Origin of the sequence: Lentisphaera araneosa HTCC2155, assembly GCF_000170755.1 — a bacterium.
Lineage (GTDB): Bacteria > Verrucomicrobiota > Lentisphaeria > Lentisphaerales > Lentisphaeraceae > Lentisphaera > Lentisphaera araneosa.
The window spans coordinates 74,558-91,022 of the sequence record NZ_ABCK01000011.1 but is presented as its reverse complement, the minus strand read 5'-3'; the positions used below and the strand labels follow the sequence as shown (position 1 = coordinate 91,022).

18 protein-coding genes and 1 tRNA gene are annotated in these 16,465 nt (G+C 40.1%); 11 read left to right on the top strand and 8 right to left on the bottom strand.

The annotated features are described in order from the left end of the window. Window positions 1-3 precede the first annotated feature (3 nt). From LNTAR_RS12445 to LNTAR_RS12415, 7 genes are all read left to right on the top strand, one after another. Window positions 4-77 (top strand) — tRNA-Arg (locus tag LNTAR_RS12445). Between the two features lie 125 nt (window positions 78-202). Continuing rightward, a complete protein-coding gene (gene nadD / locus LNTAR_RS12440; protein ID WP_007279069.1) occupies window positions 203-832 on the top strand; it encodes a nicotinate (nicotinamide) nucleotide adenylyltransferase in 630 nt (209 codons plus the stop codon). Then, complete coding sequence (rsfS, locus tag LNTAR_RS12435) at window positions 819-1,223, top strand: ribosome silencing factor (protein ID WP_007279068.1); 405 nt, start codon at window positions 819-821, stop codon at window positions 1,221-1,223. Before nadD ends, rsfS begins: the two co-directional genes overlap by 14 nt. Before the next feature lie 3 nt (window positions 1,224-1,226). After that, window positions 1,227-2,237 (top strand): endonuclease/exonuclease/phosphatase family protein, encoded by a 1,011-nt coding sequence (locus LNTAR_RS12430; protein WP_007279067.1) that lies wholly within the window; start codon window positions 1,227-1,229, stop codon window positions 2,235-2,237. After that, window positions 2,237-3,190 carry an alpha/beta hydrolase gene (locus tag LNTAR_RS12425; RefSeq protein WP_007279066.1) on the top strand — a complete coding sequence of 318 codons (954 nt, stop codon included), beginning with the start codon at window positions 2,237-2,239 and terminating at the stop codon, window positions 3,188-3,190. The genes LNTAR_RS12430 and LNTAR_RS12425 overlap by 1 nt, the downstream gene beginning before the upstream one ends. After that, the gene (locus LNTAR_RS12420; protein WP_007279065.1) at window positions 3,187-3,927 is read left to right on the top strand and encodes a pseudouridine synthase; all 741 of its coding nucleotides are present in this window, start codon (window positions 3,187-3,189) and stop codon (window positions 3,925-3,927) included. Before LNTAR_RS12425 ends, LNTAR_RS12420 begins: the two co-directional genes overlap by 4 nt. Then, complete coding sequence (locus tag LNTAR_RS12415) at window positions 3,917-4,555, top strand: HAD family hydrolase (protein ID WP_007279064.1); 639 nt, start codon at window positions 3,917-3,919, stop codon at window positions 4,553-4,555. The genes LNTAR_RS12420 and LNTAR_RS12415 overlap by 11 nt, the downstream gene beginning before the upstream one ends. Here the strand turns inward: LNTAR_RS12415 and ahr are convergent. The 3 genes from ahr to LNTAR_RS25700 all read right to left on the bottom strand — a co-directional run bounded on the left by ahr (window position 4,552) and on the right by LNTAR_RS25700 (window position 7,459). Further along, on the bottom strand, window positions 4,552-5,553 hold the full coding sequence (gene ahr, locus LNTAR_RS12410; RefSeq protein WP_007279063.1) for an NADPH-dependent aldehyde reductase Ahr: 1,002 nt from the start codon (window positions 5,551-5,553) through the stop codon (window positions 4,552-4,554). The genes LNTAR_RS12415 and ahr overlap by 4 nt on opposite strands. A 150-nt stretch (window positions 5,554-5,703) precedes the next feature. After that, complete coding sequence (locus tag LNTAR_RS25705) at window positions 5,704-6,951, bottom strand: riboflavin synthase (protein ID WP_007279062.1); 1,248 nt, start codon at window positions 6,949-6,951, stop codon at window positions 5,704-5,706. 1 nt (window position 6,952) lies between these two features. Beyond that, complete coding sequence (locus LNTAR_RS25700) at window positions 6,953-7,459, bottom strand: DUF2062 domain-containing protein (RefSeq protein ID WP_007279061.1); 507 nt, start codon at window positions 7,457-7,459, stop codon at window positions 6,953-6,955. A 170-nt stretch (window positions 7,460-7,629) separates the two neighbouring features. On the opposite strand from LNTAR_RS25700, the gene LNTAR_RS12395 reads away from it, so the two are divergent. Genes LNTAR_RS12395 through LNTAR_RS12380 form a run of 4 tightly spaced genes read left to right on the top strand, consistent with a single transcriptional unit; the run spans window position 7,630 to window position 10,923 of the window. Next, window positions 7,630-7,818, top strand: coding sequence for a Trm112 family protein (locus tag LNTAR_RS12395; RefSeq protein WP_007279060.1), 189 nt, complete (start codon window positions 7,630-7,632; stop codon window positions 7,816-7,818). Continuing rightward, on the top strand, window positions 7,818-8,291 hold the full coding sequence (gene nrdR, locus LNTAR_RS12390; protein WP_007279059.1) for a transcriptional regulator NrdR: 474 nt from the start codon (window positions 7,818-7,820) through the stop codon (window positions 8,289-8,291). The genes LNTAR_RS12395 and nrdR overlap by 1 nt, the downstream gene beginning before the upstream one ends. After that, the gene (locus LNTAR_RS12385; protein WP_007279058.1) at window positions 8,272-9,174 is read left to right on the top strand and encodes a hypothetical protein; all 903 of its coding nucleotides are present in this window, start codon (window positions 8,272-8,274) and stop codon (window positions 9,172-9,174) included. The genes nrdR and LNTAR_RS12385 overlap by 20 nt, the downstream gene beginning before the upstream one ends. Before the next feature lie 45 nt (window positions 9,175-9,219). Then, a complete protein-coding gene (locus LNTAR_RS12380) occupies window positions 9,220-10,923 on the top strand; it encodes an ATP-binding protein (protein WP_040914840.1) in 1,704 nt (567 codons plus the stop codon). Between the two features lie 10 nt (window positions 10,924-10,933). Here LNTAR_RS12380 and LNTAR_RS12375 read toward each other — a convergent pair whose 3' ends face one another. The 5 genes from LNTAR_RS12375 to fabG form a co-directional block, all read right to left on the bottom strand. Beyond that, window positions 10,934-11,521, bottom strand: coding sequence for an LON peptidase substrate-binding domain-containing protein (locus LNTAR_RS12375; RefSeq protein WP_007279056.1), 588 nt, complete (start codon window positions 11,519-11,521; stop codon window positions 10,934-10,936). A gap of 10 nt (window positions 11,522-11,531) precedes the next feature. Beyond that, the gene (locus LNTAR_RS12370) at window positions 11,532-12,062 is read right to left on the bottom strand and encodes a shikimate kinase (protein WP_007279055.1); all 531 of its coding nucleotides are present in this window, start codon (window positions 12,060-12,062) and stop codon (window positions 11,532-11,534) included. Window position 12,063: 1 nt separating this feature from the next. Further along, complete coding sequence (gene ptsP, locus LNTAR_RS12365; protein ID WP_083800028.1) at window positions 12,064-14,364, bottom strand: phosphoenolpyruvate--protein phosphotransferase; 2,301 nt, start codon at window positions 14,362-14,364, stop codon at window positions 12,064-12,066. Between the two features lie 205 nt (window positions 14,365-14,569). Then, on the bottom strand, window positions 14,570-15,724 hold the full coding sequence (locus LNTAR_RS12360) for a hypothetical protein (RefSeq protein ID WP_007279053.1): 1,155 nt from the start codon (window positions 15,722-15,724) through the stop codon (window positions 14,570-14,572). Window positions 15,725-15,732: 8 nt separating this feature from the next. Next, entirely contained in the window at window positions 15,733-16,464 is a 732-nt protein-coding gene (gene fabG, locus LNTAR_RS12355; protein ID WP_007279052.1) for a 3-oxoacyl-ACP reductase FabG, read from the bottom strand. Window position 16,465: the final 1 nt, after the last annotated feature.

Here is a 16,465-nt window from a genome sequence, read left to right as displayed (position 1 = left end):
AATGCACCCATAGCTCAGCTGGATAGAGCGTCTGGCTACGAACCAGAAGGTCTCAAGTTCGAATCTTGATGGGTGTACTTGAGGGCTTAATCCTTAATCGGATTAGCCCTTTTTTTATGTAATAATAGGCGTGCTGATTTTTGAATTCTGATCTTAGCACATTAAGTTTGATAGTAAGTTCTAAAGTATAGGATTGAGAAAATTGGAAATAATTGAAACTGCAGTATTGGGCGGAACTTTTGACCCAGTTCATAAAGGTCATTTAGCCTTGGCGCATGATATTCTTGAAAGAGAGTTGGCGCAAGAAGTGATGTTTGTTCCCAGTGCTCGTCCACCCCACAAAAGCGGTCAAAAAATCACCTCTTCGGAAGACCGTTTAGCGATGTTAGAACTAGCTATACAAGATGAAGAAAAGTTTTTGATCTCGGATTATGAAATCGAAAACAACTATCGTGAATCTTACACTATCCATACTTTAACCGCTTTGAAGACAGCAATGCCTTCGAGACGTTTTAAATTAGTCATTGGTATGGATAATTTAGAGATTTTGCACACTTGGTATAAATACGCCGATATTATTAGAGATTATCCAGTGATTACTTATGGTCGTCCTGGAGTAAAGAAACAATTCCAATTTAACTTGATTGAACGCTTTGCGGGTCGTCAAGTTGAGAACTTGATGCGCGGGATCATTGACGATGGACCACAAAATAACATTTCTTCTACAGAGATTCGCCAAGGAATTGCGACAGGAAAAGTTAACGAAAGCCTTGTGATTCCCCAAGTCATGGAATACATAAAGGACAAAGGATTATATAATGAGTCAAATTAGTTCAGAAGAAAAAGCAAAGCTCATTGCCGACCTTTGTGAAGAGTTAAAAGCTGTTGATATTAAAACAATTGATGTGAGAGAAACCTCAACGGTCACAGATTTTTACGTTGTGTGCACAGGTAATTCAGAGCCACATTTGAAGGCAATTGCAACACGAGTTCACATGGACTTGAAGCATAAAGACATGGATTATAATACAGTCGATGCTGATGAACAGAGTCATTGGGTTGTGCAAGATTATGGAAATGTCATATTACATATTTTTCATCCTGATGCTCGTCGTCACTATAACATCGAAGAATTTTGGATGCGTAACTCACAAGATACTCCTTGGGATTGCCCTGAGAATCAAATTCTCCGTGATGAATTAATGCGTCGTAATACGTATTAATTAATGAAGAGAGGGTCTGCGAAGTTTATATTTTTGCTTGCAACTGTTTTTCCAATAGTTGTTCAAGCACAAATTAAACTCAAACCCGAATCTGTAAGTATTCTTGCTTACAACCTTTATAATTACAACCCTTCCGAATCATCTTATCAGCTCAAAAGTTCTGTATCGCGTCAGGCTACGGCTAATGTAATCGCACAGATTGATGCCGATATTGTTTTGTTGTCGGAATTAGGTCACGGTGATTCACTCGATGAATTGCTTAAGGACCTAGCTGAAAGGCAAGTTCATTACACCTTTAAATCAATTGTTGAAGGCCCCGACTCCCTAAGAAGACTCTGCATTTTGGCTAAATTCCCACCAGTGAAAGTTGATCATAGAACACGGGTGAAGTTTAAACTCAAGAGTGAAGAAGTTTTTGTGTCCCGGGGATTTGCCTATTGCATCTTTGAATGGCAAAATTCTTATAAACTCCATTTTATTGGAGCGCATTTAAAATCGAAGATTCCAACGCCCTTGGGACAGACCGATATGAGGCGTTATGAGGCCAGGCAATTGCATTACTTGGTAGATGAAATTTTGAAAAAAGAGCCAGAAGCGAACATTATTGTGGCAGGGGATATGAATGATACTTTCGATAGTTCTCCTATAAAAGAAATTCAATACCGACGCTATAAAGCAGAAAAGCGTTTATATGATTTGCGTCCCTACGATAAAAGTCATGCTTCTTGGACACATTATTATGATAAAAGTGACGAATATTCACGGATTGATTACTTTTTCTCCTCTTATGCGATGTTAAGCGAAATTAACTATGATACTTTGGTAATTCCTCATTCACCTCATTGGTTCATTGCTTCGGATCACCGTCCAATGCTTTTGAGTTTTACACCAGAAAATAAAGATCCAAAGCCAGCGCTAAAACTTTTTGAAAATGCTACACGAAAAAATATTAAACCTCAATATCAAAATAAAGAACATTTTGAAGGCCCCCGTAAAGCGAGTAAAGAGAAGTAATGAAATTTGAGAACGCTTCAGCGGAATACGAGTGCCTTTTGTTGCATGGGCTCTGTGAACATGAAGGCCGCATGTATGATTTGGCCAAGTTTTTACAGTCTCATGGTTGCCAGGTTCATGTTCCAACTCATTTAGGTCATGGTGAGCGCGGTTTACAGAGCTCAGCGTTTAAAGAAATCCAAAAATTTTATCTTGATGGTTCAGAAAACTTAGATTTACTGAGACATGATTTGGTAGGCTCTGAGTTGGAGAGAGAATATCATCAGAGTAGAGAGACGGTGAGTATGTTCTGTCATTTGAAGGAGCTAGAGGAGGATCTTCGCTTGATAGAATTACAATCGGATAAGCCGATCATTATTGTAGGGTTCAGCATGGGGGGCTTGTTAGCTTTGGCTTTATCTGAGCGTTATAACTCGCCACGGCTGAAAAAAACTCTACTTTTAAGTCCTGCACTTCGAGTCAATATTCCGAAGGCGAGAGGCTTACTTAAACCGATGAGCATGATGTTTAATGGTATTTTGCAGCTCGTCCACGAAATGCGCTATCTAAATTTCCCAGGAACAAAAATGCTAGGTAAGTATTTGAGTCAAGCTAAGTGGAGTATACCTTGTAATGAAGTGAGCCCTAATGTGAGTGAGTTGCGCAAAGAGCAATTCATATTTCAGAATGACCCTTTGATTGCTAAACGAGTTCCTTTGTCTTACTTGAATGCCATTCAAGAACTCATGTTAGAATTGCGCGCTAAAGATATGTCTAGCTTGAGTGAGCGAGTTAACTTGGGTTTAGCATGGTCTTCGGGGGATAGCATTGTGAACCCCAAGGAAATAAAACGTTTTGCTAAACACTATAAAACAGATAACCTCTGTGTAGATGATTATGACTGCCACGATTTACTGAGGGCGCAATGTAGTGAAAAAGTCTATGAATTTATTGAAGATTTTGTTAAGTCATGAGTGGCCCGCAGCACGTTAAATTTTTGTATGAAGATGAATATTTAGTTGTTGCGAAAAAATTAGCAAAAATCAGTGTGCATCGTTCTGAGATGTGCCGTGATCGTCGAACTTTACTGACGATGGTGAGAAATAAATTAGGTGGTCAATACGTTTATGCCGTACATCGCTTGGATCGCCCAGTTTCTGGGCCGCTATTATTTGCAAAAAGTCCAGAGATGTGCCGCGAGCTTCAGAAACAATTTAATGAAAAAACAGTTGAGAAAAAGTATATTGCCCTCGTTCGAGGTTGGCTTGAGGGGAAGGGCAAAGTCGATAAACAACTTCTTAAAAAAAGCAATGGCACCATACAGGATTGTTTGACTCGTTATCGCGGTTTGGCAACAGCAGAAATTGATGAGCCTTTAGGGAAGTTCCCAACAGTACGCTATGGGCTGGTTGAACTAGAACCTGTAACAGGGCGTTATCATCAACTACGTCGTCATATGCGTGATTTGGCTTATCCAATTATTGGTGATAGTACAGATGGTGACTCACATCAGAATCGCTTTTTTAGAGAAAAATTTGAATTGCGTCGTTTAATGTTGCACTGTTTCTATCTTTCATTCAAACACCCTGTTAGTCAAGAATTAATCAAAATTTATCTGGAACCAGATAGAGATTTATTGAGAATCTATGAACAGTTAGGGATGTACGAACAGTTTAAACAACTTGAGCGAGAGTATGAAGATGAAATATAAACTTTTGATTTTTGATTTAGATGGCACTTTAGTTGATACGCGAGAAGATCTAGCCGCTGCAGTTAATGAGATGCGAAGATTCTATGAGCTACCAAGTTTACCTTTAAGTCAGGTGATTTCCTATGTGGGAGATGGCGCTGTGAAATTAGTAGAAAGATCTATCGATGGGCATGATATTGAAATAACTAAAGCGGTCGAACTTATGCTAGCGGCGTACAAAAGAAAAATTTGTATTTTCAGTCGAGTTTATGATGATTGTCGAGGCCTTTTAAAATTCATGAAAACACAAGGTGTAAAGATGTCTGTCTTGACGAATAAACCTCAAGCAATGACAGATATAATTTTAAAAGAATTAGAGCTCGATCATTATTTTACCCCGATTTTGGGGCCAGAAGGAGCAGGCTGTCACAAGCCAGATCCCGGTGGTATTTACAAGTGCTTGGAGCTCAATCACGTTTCTGCGGAAGATGCTTTAATGGTAGGTGATCACCATACCGATTTGCGAGTGGCGCAAAATGCTGGCGTCGATAATGCTTTCTTTACTGCGGGTATGGGAAATGATGGTGGACTTAAACCCACCATTATTTTTGATGATTACCTTTCCCTGAAATCATTGCTTTCTACTTAGTTTTCTAAGACAACTCGATAGCGGGCTTGCCCAGATTCAAGGTGAGCAATGGCTTCGTTGGCTTTGCTCATAGGGAAGATTTCCACCTGGGCTTCAATGTTATGAATTTTTGCAAAATCTAACATCTTTGCGATAGTCGCAGGACTTCCTACGGGAGAGCCAGATATTGATCTTTGGCTCATGATCAAAGAAAATGCTTGGACTTCGATGGGTTCAAGGGTGGCGCCTACAAAATGGAGTCTACCTTTGGCTTTTAGGGTGTTGATGTAGAGTTCCCAGTCAAGTTTGACGTTAACAGTAGAGATAATTAAGTCAAAGCTACCAGCTGCTTTTTCGATTTCCTCTGCATCGCGAGAGTTTAAGGTATGATGAGCGCCGAGGGTTAGAGCTTCTTGTTTTTTACTCTCGCTCGAAGTGAAAGCAGTAACTTCACAGCCCCAAGCATTGAGGAATTGTAGGGCAAGATGACCTAAACCACCGATGCCAATGACAGCTACTTTTGCCGTTGGAGGAATATTATATTGGACCAAGGGGTTGAAGACGGTGATTCCGCCACAAAATAGGGGGCCAACTTTTGATAGATCAAGACCATCAGGTATCGGTACAACGCTGTTAGCTTGAGCTCGAACTTTATCAGCAAATCCTCCATGATGAGCTACGATAGTCCCTTGCGCGCTTCCGCATAAATTATGATCTCCCTCGCTACAGTGATTACAAGAGCCGCAAAAAGCTGAATGCCAACCTAAGCCGACGGCTTGGCCTACTTTTAAATGTGTAACGGATTCGCCTACCTGAGAAATGATTCCAGTCACTTCGTGTCCTGGCACTAATGGGTACTGACTGATGCCCCAATCATTATTCATCATACTGAGATCGCTATGGCAAATACCACAGTATTTAACGTCAATTTCGACTTGGTCTTTTTCTAATATTCCAGGATCATAAGAGATTTTTTGAAGTGGCTCTCTTGGATTATTGACTGCATAAGCATTAATCATTTTTTTGAATTCCTTATGTGATGATTTTGATACACATAGGAAGTATAGCCTTAAAGCTTGAGCAAAACAAAATAATTAAAAAAAATCACAGGAGTTTAAACGAAACGCCTGTGATTTTTATTTACATCATTAAGTCAATGAAAAGCCTCTTTAGAGATCGCCAAAATAATCGTCTTCAAAGAGTTCGGCATTTTCCGCGATAAGATCACTCACTTGATAAAGGGGGATTTGGTAGCGAGTGGAAATGACCTCCGCTTGTTTGGAATTCATTGCTTTGCCTTCGGCGTCAATAAGACTTTGGCAAATGGCTGCATGAGGGAGTTTGCTCTTAAAGCAAAGAGCGACTGCAGCTTCGGGCAAGCCAGGTTGAGAAGATGAGTTAGCACCAAAAATTTGTAGTGGGTTGATGTTCCCCGGAGTCATCCAATCATCAATGCTAAGTTCAGATGAACAGAAAAGTCCAATGGACCTTTTCATTGCTTTAGTTGAATAATCGTGTAAAGAGTTTTCTTTGTGGTTCACCGGTAATAAGAAACGACGTTCTTCAGCTTTAGTGTTAATGACGGGGGCTGGGATAAAAAGTTTTTCTGCCAAGCCTTCAGTAACGGCCACTGTGCATGGTGTGCGAGACAAGGAGAGTGCAAAAGTTAGATTTTTATCTGTGATTGTTTCAGCTGATGAGCAAAGAGCAAAATCTGCGCCATCTTGAATCAAAATGAGTCCACCGTTTTTGTAGGTGTCAATTGCAGCTTCTAACTTATCCACTTTATTTGAGATTGTTGATGATTCATTCGCTAAATGGATCATGCCAGATTCATCTTGTAATGCGCGACTACTGAAATCGACTTCAATATTGACTTGGCTGCCTTCTGTAAGTGCGTCAAGGTGAGTTAAACGAAGTGTTTCCGGAATGAGTGAGATGGCAAAGCGATCGCTTTCTCGTCCGGTTATTGTAAGGCTGACACCATCGACTGCGATGGAGCCTCGCGCAGGAATTAAGCTCGAAAATTCTTGGGGTAGACTGATCCAGATTTTGAGTTGACTTGCTTCGTCGACTTGACTCATGGAAAGGATTGAGCCGACGTAGTCAACGTGGCCAAGAACGGGGTGGCCTCCAATAAAGTCATTAGCTTTGAGGGGGAGATCGACGTGAACTTCTTGGTCAATTTTTAAATCTACTAAGGTCGTGCGTTGGAGGGATTCCGGCCAGATGTCAAATTTTAGTACCGTGTCTGATACGATTTCTGTGACAGTTAAGCAGACGCCATCAACTCCGACAGAGTCTCCGATTTGTACTTGCTCGACAAGGGAAGTGTTGAGCTCGAGTACCATGCCATCAACTTCATTACCACTTATGGATTGAACTGAACCCTTATATTTGATTATTCCACCAAACATTTTATACCTCTTTTTTTAAGTTTTTTGCCCGTTCGTTTTGTTGTCTCTTGGCGCGTTTTTGAATGACTTTCTTCTTTGTCCAGAAATAAGCGAGTGTGCCTAAAATGAATCCTAGAATAGCTCCGCCTGTAATGAACATGAGGATGGTGCTTCCTCCCAATTTCCACCAATCTAAGTTGATCCAAAATGACAATTCAAAAAAATGTTTCTGGCAGTCAGCTAAGAATTTCTCATTACCTGAGATGAAAAACGAGCCAATATACAAGGAGCTGAACCAAAATATGGGGTAGGAAAGTGGGTTGGAAACAAATGTGGCAAGTGAAGCAATTGTTTTATTTGCTTTGAAGATCCAAGCGACGAGTATGGCTAGCGGGATTTGAAGGAGGGGGACTGTAAGCCCGGAGAAAACACCACAAAAAACAGAGCGAGCAATATACTCTGGGGTTCCTCCAGAACGAAGGATTTTAAAGAATTGTATGCGGTAGAATCGCGGACTAAGAATGCTCATGTAATGCTATTAACTGGTGCCTTGTTTATGACTTACTTTCGGGGCTAAGAATATAATCGGAAAGTACTGTTGTTAAAGTGGAAAAATAAAGTTTCTTATTGAAGATAATTGAGGACGAGTTAGTGTCTGTCTCATTACATGAATTTATACATTTTTATAGGAATATTATTGTGCAGCTAAAAGCAAATTTATTAGAGTTACTGAACTGCCCTGTATGTAAATCTGGAGAGGGTTTAGAGCAGAAAGGAAAAGAGTTGCATTGCCTATCATGTAAACAAGTATTCAAGCTGAAACAATTAGATGGCCCCGATGGGCAAGGTGTATTAATGCCTGATTTTCTTGAGTTTGAGGAGAAGTAATGCGCTGTCCAGAATGTTCTAATACATCTAATAAAGTTTTAGAAACTCGCCTCTCGAAAGATAGGAATATTTTGCGTCGACGCCGTCAATGCAACTCTTGTAATACACGCTTTTCAACACAGGAGGAGATGGTTCGGGGAGATTTGATGGTGATTAAATCAGGAGGAAGAAAGGAAGATTTTAATATACAAAAGGTTCGTGAAGGTCTTCAACTTGCTCTGCGTAAACGTCCGGTGGGTGATGATGCAATAAATGAGGCAGTAGAAAATATTAAGTTGAGTGTTTCTGATCGTTTGGATAGAGAAGTCTTCTCTCACGAAATAGGCGAGATGGTTATGATCGAGCTTAAGCGTCTCGACGAAGTTGCGTATGTACGTTTTGCATCGGTCTACAGAGAGTTTAAAGATGCTTCAGAGTTTATAGAGACAATTCAGTCTATGCAATCTGTAGATTATGATTCAGATCAACAATAAGCTTATTCCCGTTGGAGAAAACGGTCAGATTATCAGTCTCGATTTAGGTGATTATAAACCCGTTTTAGAGAGTAGTTTTAAAAAGTGTGGTTTTCACGACTCATTTATTATAGATGACATACTTCTAGCAATGAGTTTTTTTGCTAAGAATAAACTTGTCGAAAAAGATGATTTAGATGATTTACTCTTCAGAGTTCTCATAGATAATGGTTTGACCGATGTTGCGGCACATTTTCGCGAGTCCTGTAACAAAGAAGCTCCAATCTTATCAGAAAGAATAAAAAATAAGTTGCTCGATTTGGATGAGGCTTTTGATCAAAAATTACATGAGCGCATAGAGCAAAGAATTGATGGTGCGGCTTACGCAAAAGATGATGTGAGTGACGCATTTATTCATGCCTTGTGTTTAGAAGAGTTGCGCTTAAGTAAAATAGAAAAAAGACCCTATCGTTTGGGGGAAGGCTTGTTGATCCCAAATCAAAGCTTTCGAGCTGTTCTCAACCTGAGTGCAGATCAAGTTGATTGGAATACTCAGCACCTACAAATTGATTCTGGGGGCTATTTATTCCAGTCGATTCATATAGAGGTGTATCTGGATGAAATTTCAAAGAGCCTCTCAATGCCCCCCCTAGTGGACTTGGCATTTTATGATCATATCGAAGACTTGTTTGATAAGTCGTCTAATTACCTCCAAAAAGCTATAGGAGATTACCTTAAAGCAGGTGGTGAGTACGATTATTTATCGATAAAAGTACGTACAGTTCGCGATAAAAAGTTGCGCAAAGATTTTAAAAAAGCCTTTTCGAGAGATTTTGAGCGAATTTTGAAGGAAAAATATCAAGCTTTTTCTGACTTGGGACAAGTGATCTTTCATTTAGATTAATTTTAGGCCTATATTAATCTGAATTTAAGAATTTAAGGAGTTTCAGTGAGTCATACTGAAGTCATGTTGCACTTTATTGCAGGTCCATCTGCAGGTAAAAGCGTTTCGGTAAAAGATAGTACGACAGTTGGAAGGGCGCTTGAGTCGAGTATTCCAGTTGCCGATAGACGAATGTCTAGAACACACGTTAGAATATTTTCTAAAGATGGATTGTGGTGGATTGAAGATTTGAACAGCTCAAATGGGACTTGGTTGGGGACAGAGCGAATCACAGGGACTCATGAGCTAAAAAATTTACAGCATATTCGCATTGGTTCATCTGTTTTAGAAGTGGATTTTCCAGATAATGATCCAAGATCCAACTTAAGGATTTTACATAGTATAGATCCTCTGCATTTACGTAATTTGTCGATGGCAGAAGATGAAATGATGTACCCTTCTGAGCATAGGCGTTTAGCGGCGATTTATGGACTTACTGACCTTATTAAAGGTGTACAAGACGAAGAAGAGTTGTTCACCTTGGTTTCGCGCTATTTGATACAATCAGTGCCTCATGCTGAAAAGGCTTGTCTTTATTTACTTAATGATAGTGATGAATATTTATCTCCTACAATAGGCATAGATGATCAATATCAGCGTTTGGATAGTTCAGAGTTTCCAGTTAGTAGAAAAGTTTTGAACTATGTGTCGATGAATCTTAAGGCAATTCTATGTGTATATAACATCCGCGAGATTAAGGATGCAACACAATCAGTCGTCATGGGTAGGAATCAGCAGTTTTTAGTGGCTCCGCTTATCCATGAAAGAGAACTTCTTGGTATCGTCTGTTTAAGTTCTTCTTTTATTGGTGATGAACTAAGTTTTACTGAGGCAGATTTACAGTTTTTAACGGGAGTTGTCTTTACAACGGCAAGTCATTTGTTTAGTTTACGTTTGAATCAGCGTACAGTCGAATCGGAACGTTTGGCTTCTTTAGGTAGTACGGCTGCAAGTTTATCTCACTATATCAAAAATATTCTAACAGGTGTGGATGGCTGTCTTTATCTCATGAGAATGGGCATTGACGAAGAAGATTCGAGTTTAATGAATGATGCTTGGGGAGTTCTTTCTAGAAATCATAAACGCTTATCTGGTTTAATGCTGGATTTGCTCAATTTAGCTAAAGAGTCTAGCCTCAATATCCAACCCCATTCACTAACCGAAATTATAATTGAAGTGGTTGAACTAATAAAGCAAGGCTTTGAGAATCGCGGGATAGAGTTAAAAGTTAGCGATCAGATTCGTTTCAAGAGTTTAGTTGTCGATATTGATTCAATGGCGATTCATCGTGTTCTTTTGAATTTACTTAATAATGCCGCAGATGCGATAGTGGGTAAATACAAAGGAGCTGAAGGTGGCGTGATTGAACTCCGTGTCGATTTATCTCAGTCTGAGCAATTGTTAGAAATCGACGTCATAGATAATGGTGAAGGCATTCCTGAAGAAATGAAATCTCGAGTTTTTGAGGTTTTCTTTACTGGTAAAGGGGATGAAGGTACAGGTTTAGGCTTAGCTGTTTCGAAAAAAATCATTGAAGGCCACAAAGGGAATATAAGCTTCTCCTCGGATGCGAATGGGACGGTTTTTTCTATACGCTTGCCAATTCATCAGAGGCAAAACAATACGCGATTGATTGATTTACCAGAGGATTTTTTAAGTCATATGAATGAAATTGCGTCAAAGCCCCGGGGTAGTACACAAGTTGAATAGCGTGTAATCTTTACTTCATAAAACCATCAATGAGTTTTTGGTAGAGTTCATACAATGAATTATATTGAAGGAGCTCAATTTTGGCGTCCTTGCTTTTGGGGGAACTAAAGCAAAGATAGTGAAGAAACTTAGAGATAGAAAAGTTTTCCATCAGTTCGCTATAGAGCTCATGTGGCATTTTTGGAAAGTTTTTTTTTATTTTGACCTGAAGGGCTTTTTTGATTTCTATTTCTTCCTCCTGTAAAATGAACTCCTCATCCACGTAATTAATGATTTGATAGTCTTGGGTAGTTAAAGGTAAATCCATGGGGTTCACATGAGCTAGTAGATGAATGCGCTCGTAAGCTTTTATAATAAGTTCCCAAACTCCTGAGCTTTGTAAATTGAAGTCCTCTATGCATACGAGACTGGCTGTGCTGTATGCGGTGTTTTCTTCGTCTTCTTTTGGGTAGGCAAGGATGAATTTCCCAGGGGAATCGAGCAGTCTCGTTATTGTGGTGTTATATTTTTTAGGGATATAAATTCGAGCTTTAATTCCTGGGAAAATAATAGCTGATTGTGAGGCGATGATGTCGAGTGAAGGCTTCGCTATATCCATAGGTGTTTCTTTATTCTTTCGCGTATTCTTGTGCTAAGAATTGATCCTTATAAGCTTGGATAATCTCAAAAATTTCTTCTAGATTATGTTTAAAGACGTCTATTTTTAAGTGGCTGGCGTCGGCGTAGAATTCTTCTCGAGCTTTCATCATACTTTCGATCTCTTCTAAGCTCTTCTCTCCCTTTAGTAAGGGGCGATTACTGCGTTTTGCCGTGTATTTTTGTACATTTTCTGGTGATGTGTTAAGCCAGACAACTAAGCCTGCTTGTTTGAGTGCATCACGGTTTTCTTTGCGAAGTATGCAGCCACCGCCAGTCGCAACAATAGTATTATGGTAATTTTTGCAGAGCTTAGTGACGTAGCTTTCTAGATCTCGAAAAGCTTTTTCCCCCACGGTTTCAAAGATTTTTGGGATACTCATTTGAGCTTTTTCTTCAATCTCGTGATCAAGGTCAATCACTTGTCGTTTTGTTCGCGTGGCCATGTATCTTCCAAGAGAGCTTTTCCCACTGGCCATGAAGCCAATTAGTATAATATTCATATTAGGTCTCTATGGAAATCTGCTCTTTTTTATAGAAGGCTTTTACTAAGTCAATGACTTCCTGTTGAGTCGTACATTTCAAAGCTTTCTGGGCTAATTTAGCGCATTTCTTTGAGTCGAGTTGTGAAGTCAAGTGTTTTATTTTTCCGATTTGCATGGGGGTCATGGAAAAGTCAATTAAGCCAATTCCGATCAGTATCGGAGTCGCTAAGGGGTTGCTGGCAATTTCACCACAGATAGAAACTGGTTTTTCTCTACTGTCACAGGTATCGATTATTTTTTTGAGTACGCGTAAAATTAATGGGTGCATGGGGCAGAAGTAACGAGATACTTTTTTATTTCCTCGATCCACAGCAAAAAAGTATTGGACGAGATCGTTGGTTCCAATGCTGACAAAATCAAAGTAGTCAAGCATTTCCTTAAGCTGGCAAACAGCTGAAGGCATTTCAATCATAGCTCCTAAGGGTGGAACAGTGAATTTACGTCCATAGATTTTTCTTAGTTCAGCAACTTGTTTTTTGATGACTTTTTTGAGTGCCAAAACATCTTCATAATGCGCAATCATTGGAAAGAGAATTTTCATATTTCCACGCTGGGCAGCGCGCAACATGGCACGCAAATGAGGAATGAAAATATCAGGGTGTTCAAGGAGGATACGTATGGATCGGTAGCCGAGCATTGGGTCATCTTCAGTTCCGTGATCAAAGTAAGCTAGAGGCTTATCTCCTCCAATATCAAGGGCGCGAATAACAACTGAATTGGGTTCACCAAGTTTAGCCACTTGCCGAAAAATTCTATACTGTTCATTTTCTACCGGGAAGTTTTCATGCATCATGAACATGAATTCAGTTCGGTATAAACCGACGCCATCATGCTGTACTTTTTCGAGTAACTTAAAGTCACTTACCATGCAGATATTGCCACGCATTTTGACGGATATCTCATCCCTGGTAATTGTAGGGAAGTTTACGCTAGGGTACTCTATGTTGATTGTACCTGCTTCAAGGCGTTCGGCATACATTTTTAAAATTTCGTCGCCAGGATTAATGACGATCGAGCCGTCGTCACCATTAACTAAGAAGCTATCTCCAGCTTGGCAGAGTTCGTCAATATCATTGACTCCCATAACAGCTGGGATTTGAAGTGAACGAGAGAGGATAGCAGTGTGTGAAGTCGTGCCACCATGAGAACAAACAATCGCAAGGATGTTTTCATTAGGAATTCTAACTAGATCAGAAGGCATAATTTCTGGAGCGACGAGGATAACCTTTTGTTGGCTACTTTCTTGCTCTAATCCAAGTCCCTGTAATTGAAGTATGAGACGAATGCCTACGTCGAGGAGGTCGAGTGCGCGTTCACGTAATTGTGGAAGGCGAGCTTCTTGGAATTTTTTTATGTATTTTTCTACGGTATTCTTAACTGCAGCCTCTGCAGTGTAGCTATAAAAATCGATGCCAAAGTACATGTCCTTGATGAAATTTTCGTCTTCGAGTAGAAGCAGCTGTGCAAAGAAAATAGAGGCGTCGGCTTCGATAAAGACTTTTTGAGCACGTTCTTGGATGTGTACAGTTTCTTCGCAGGCAAGTTTTATGGCCTCTTCTAAGCGTCCTGTTTCTATTTGGCGGTTATCGCCTGTTTCTAAAACGATGCGGTCCCAGATTTCACGTGAATTGAGCATGCGGATTGGACCATAGCTAACACCAGGTGAAACTGCTGAACCTTCAAGTTGTAAGTCGCTATGACTATCAGGTTCTTCATTTTCGAGGGCTTGAGCGATTTCATCTTGTTCCTGAATCGTGTGATCTGAAAGGACACGTTGAAGACCTTCTTGCGAAACAAGGATGGCCATTTGTGAGGCTAAAGTGTTTGCTAGGTCAACAACCTTTTCATCAATCATTTCACTAGATCGAGTTTGGATAACTAAGCAGCCCAGAGTTGAGCCGCTACTGTCAATCATTGGTACACCCAAGTAGGATTGAAATTTTTCTTCACCAATTGAGTTCACCAGTGTGAATGCTGGGTGAGCCATGGGCTTTGTGAGGTTGATCGTGTTCTGTTCCCTGAAAACGAGTCCCGTTAGACCCTCATTAATGGAAAAGGAAACTTTGGCTTTTTTAACAAAACCAGTATTGGCACGCAAAGTTAATACCTTCTTTTTGTTGTCGTAGGTGTAGATACTACAGACATCTAAAAGCAACTTGTCACATACCAGTTCAGTCACTTTCTGCAAGGTTTTTGCAGTCGGCTCATGCTTAAGTATTGAGTTAGTTACTTGTTTTAGTATGTCAACTATATCGCTCAAAGTTCTCTCGTGTTGATTTGGTCTTAACTAGATAAAAATTATTATGCTAATTATAGCATTTCTTTCCTTAGAAAAAAGAAGTTCCTACGGCCTTATGCCTTAGAAAGCCCTAGATTTTCTAGGTAAAACTGAAGAAATATGTGTGTTGAGTTGTTTTTTAAGTGCTTTTACATCCACTTTTATCTATACGTTTCAGTATAAAATGTTACTGCCATTCATAATTGATGAAGAATAAAGCTCGAAATTGCTTTTGTGAACCTGTTTTTGAGTAGTCGAAAAATACAGGGCGGTCAAAAACTCTTGGAAGCACAGAAATATAATAGTGCTTGTCGCTAGAAGATTTGTTCATGAGCAGGCTCCAGAGTAGGGAAGTAGAGGAAAAGTTTTTCTTTTCTACGCCTTTTATGGTGGCGAGTAAAAATGAATACTCTGTTGATGTTTGATCATTGTATAAGTAGGCAATGAGGGGGATGTAAAACTGATTTGTATTTTGGGTTTTTGTAGGATGAAAGTTAATGGCTTTTAACCATTGATCAGGAGAATTCTTGACGAAACCCTTGGAAATTAGCTCATTCTCAATCTCGGGGGAATGAGCAGCTCCCCATGGGACCAGTATGCTTTGAATGGTGTCCTTTTTTAACTCTGCTTCTAATAAATTAAAGAGTTTCTGGTTGCGGCTAGATAGGATGCCTGGTAAAATGGCATGATCTTTATCATCTACTTTTCTCATATGGCCAAAAAGTAATTTTCTATTTCGACTCAGTTCACTTAATTTGAGTGATTCCATTAAGCCGGCGCCGCTTAACTGGTACTTTGTATAAAGGGCAAGATTATTTATTTCACCACCTACTATAATAATAGGCAGTGATAGCAATTGCATAAATGAAGTGAACAAGCTGCTTTCTTTCGATAATTCTTTTAAGCTCATATCAGCATTGAGCTCATTACCTCCATCTTGTAGATGAAGATTCTGAGGGACTAAGTCATTGTAATAGTTTATACGCGAGAAGTAGGAGCTAATGTACTGGACAATGAAGTTATGAGGTGAGAGGCTTGGGCGACCATGGACGCCTTCTGTAAGGCTAAGATCATGATCAAGCCCGATGTGGTGGACTTGATCATAAAACGAAGCGTCGGCCATGTGCACCATGCCTAAGACAGAGACAGATTTGCCAGTTTCTGGGTGGCTGAAACAAGCGAGTTTACAGGACAGAGCTTCCGGTGCACCTTTTTTACCAAGAGCGTATATGTAAGCCCTTTCCGGTATGTCTTTTAGAGTTTTGGCGTAAAGCTCAGGCTTGCTTTTGCAGGATGAGCATAAGGATACAGCTATACTCAGTAATGCAAGAAGTTTGAACATGATTAGGCTTAGAGGCCGCCACTGACTTCGAGAACAGTTCCTGTGATATAGCTCGCTTGCTCCGATGCAAGGAAGCTCACGCCATTAGCGACTTCATCGACAGTGCCAAAGCGTTTCATGGGGATTTGCTGTTTGTATTCATCGACGAGTTTTTCTGGGAGGTCTGCAATTAGATCTGTTCCGATAAAACCGGGGGAAATGCAATTCACAGTGATTTTTCTCTTTGCAACTTCTTTTGAAAGTGAGCGAGTTAAGCCTATTTGACCTGCTTTTGAGGCCGCGTAGTTGGCTTGACCCGCAAAACCGAAGTGAGAACAGGGAGAAGTAATGTTGACGATACGACCATAGCGTTGACGTGACATCTTCATGACTGCAGCCTTACACATGTTGAAAGTCCCCGTAAGGTTGATGTCGAGAACTTGTTGCCAGTCATCTTTTGGCATCATAGCAACAATATTGTCTTTGCGAATTCCTGCGTTGTTGACGAGTACGTGAACTTTTTCAAAGGGAAGGCGTTCAAAGAACTCTTCGCAGGCAGAAGCATCAGCTACATTAAAGCAGTCGGTGAAAATATTATCTTTGTATTCTTCATTGGTGGTCAAGAATTCATCTGCGGCAGCCTTGTTGCCGCTATAGGTGACGAGTACATTCGCGCCTTGTTTGAGAAAGTTTTCAGCAATACCTTTGCCAATACCACGTGTGCCACCAGTAACGATGACGTTTTGGTCTTTAAATTGCATT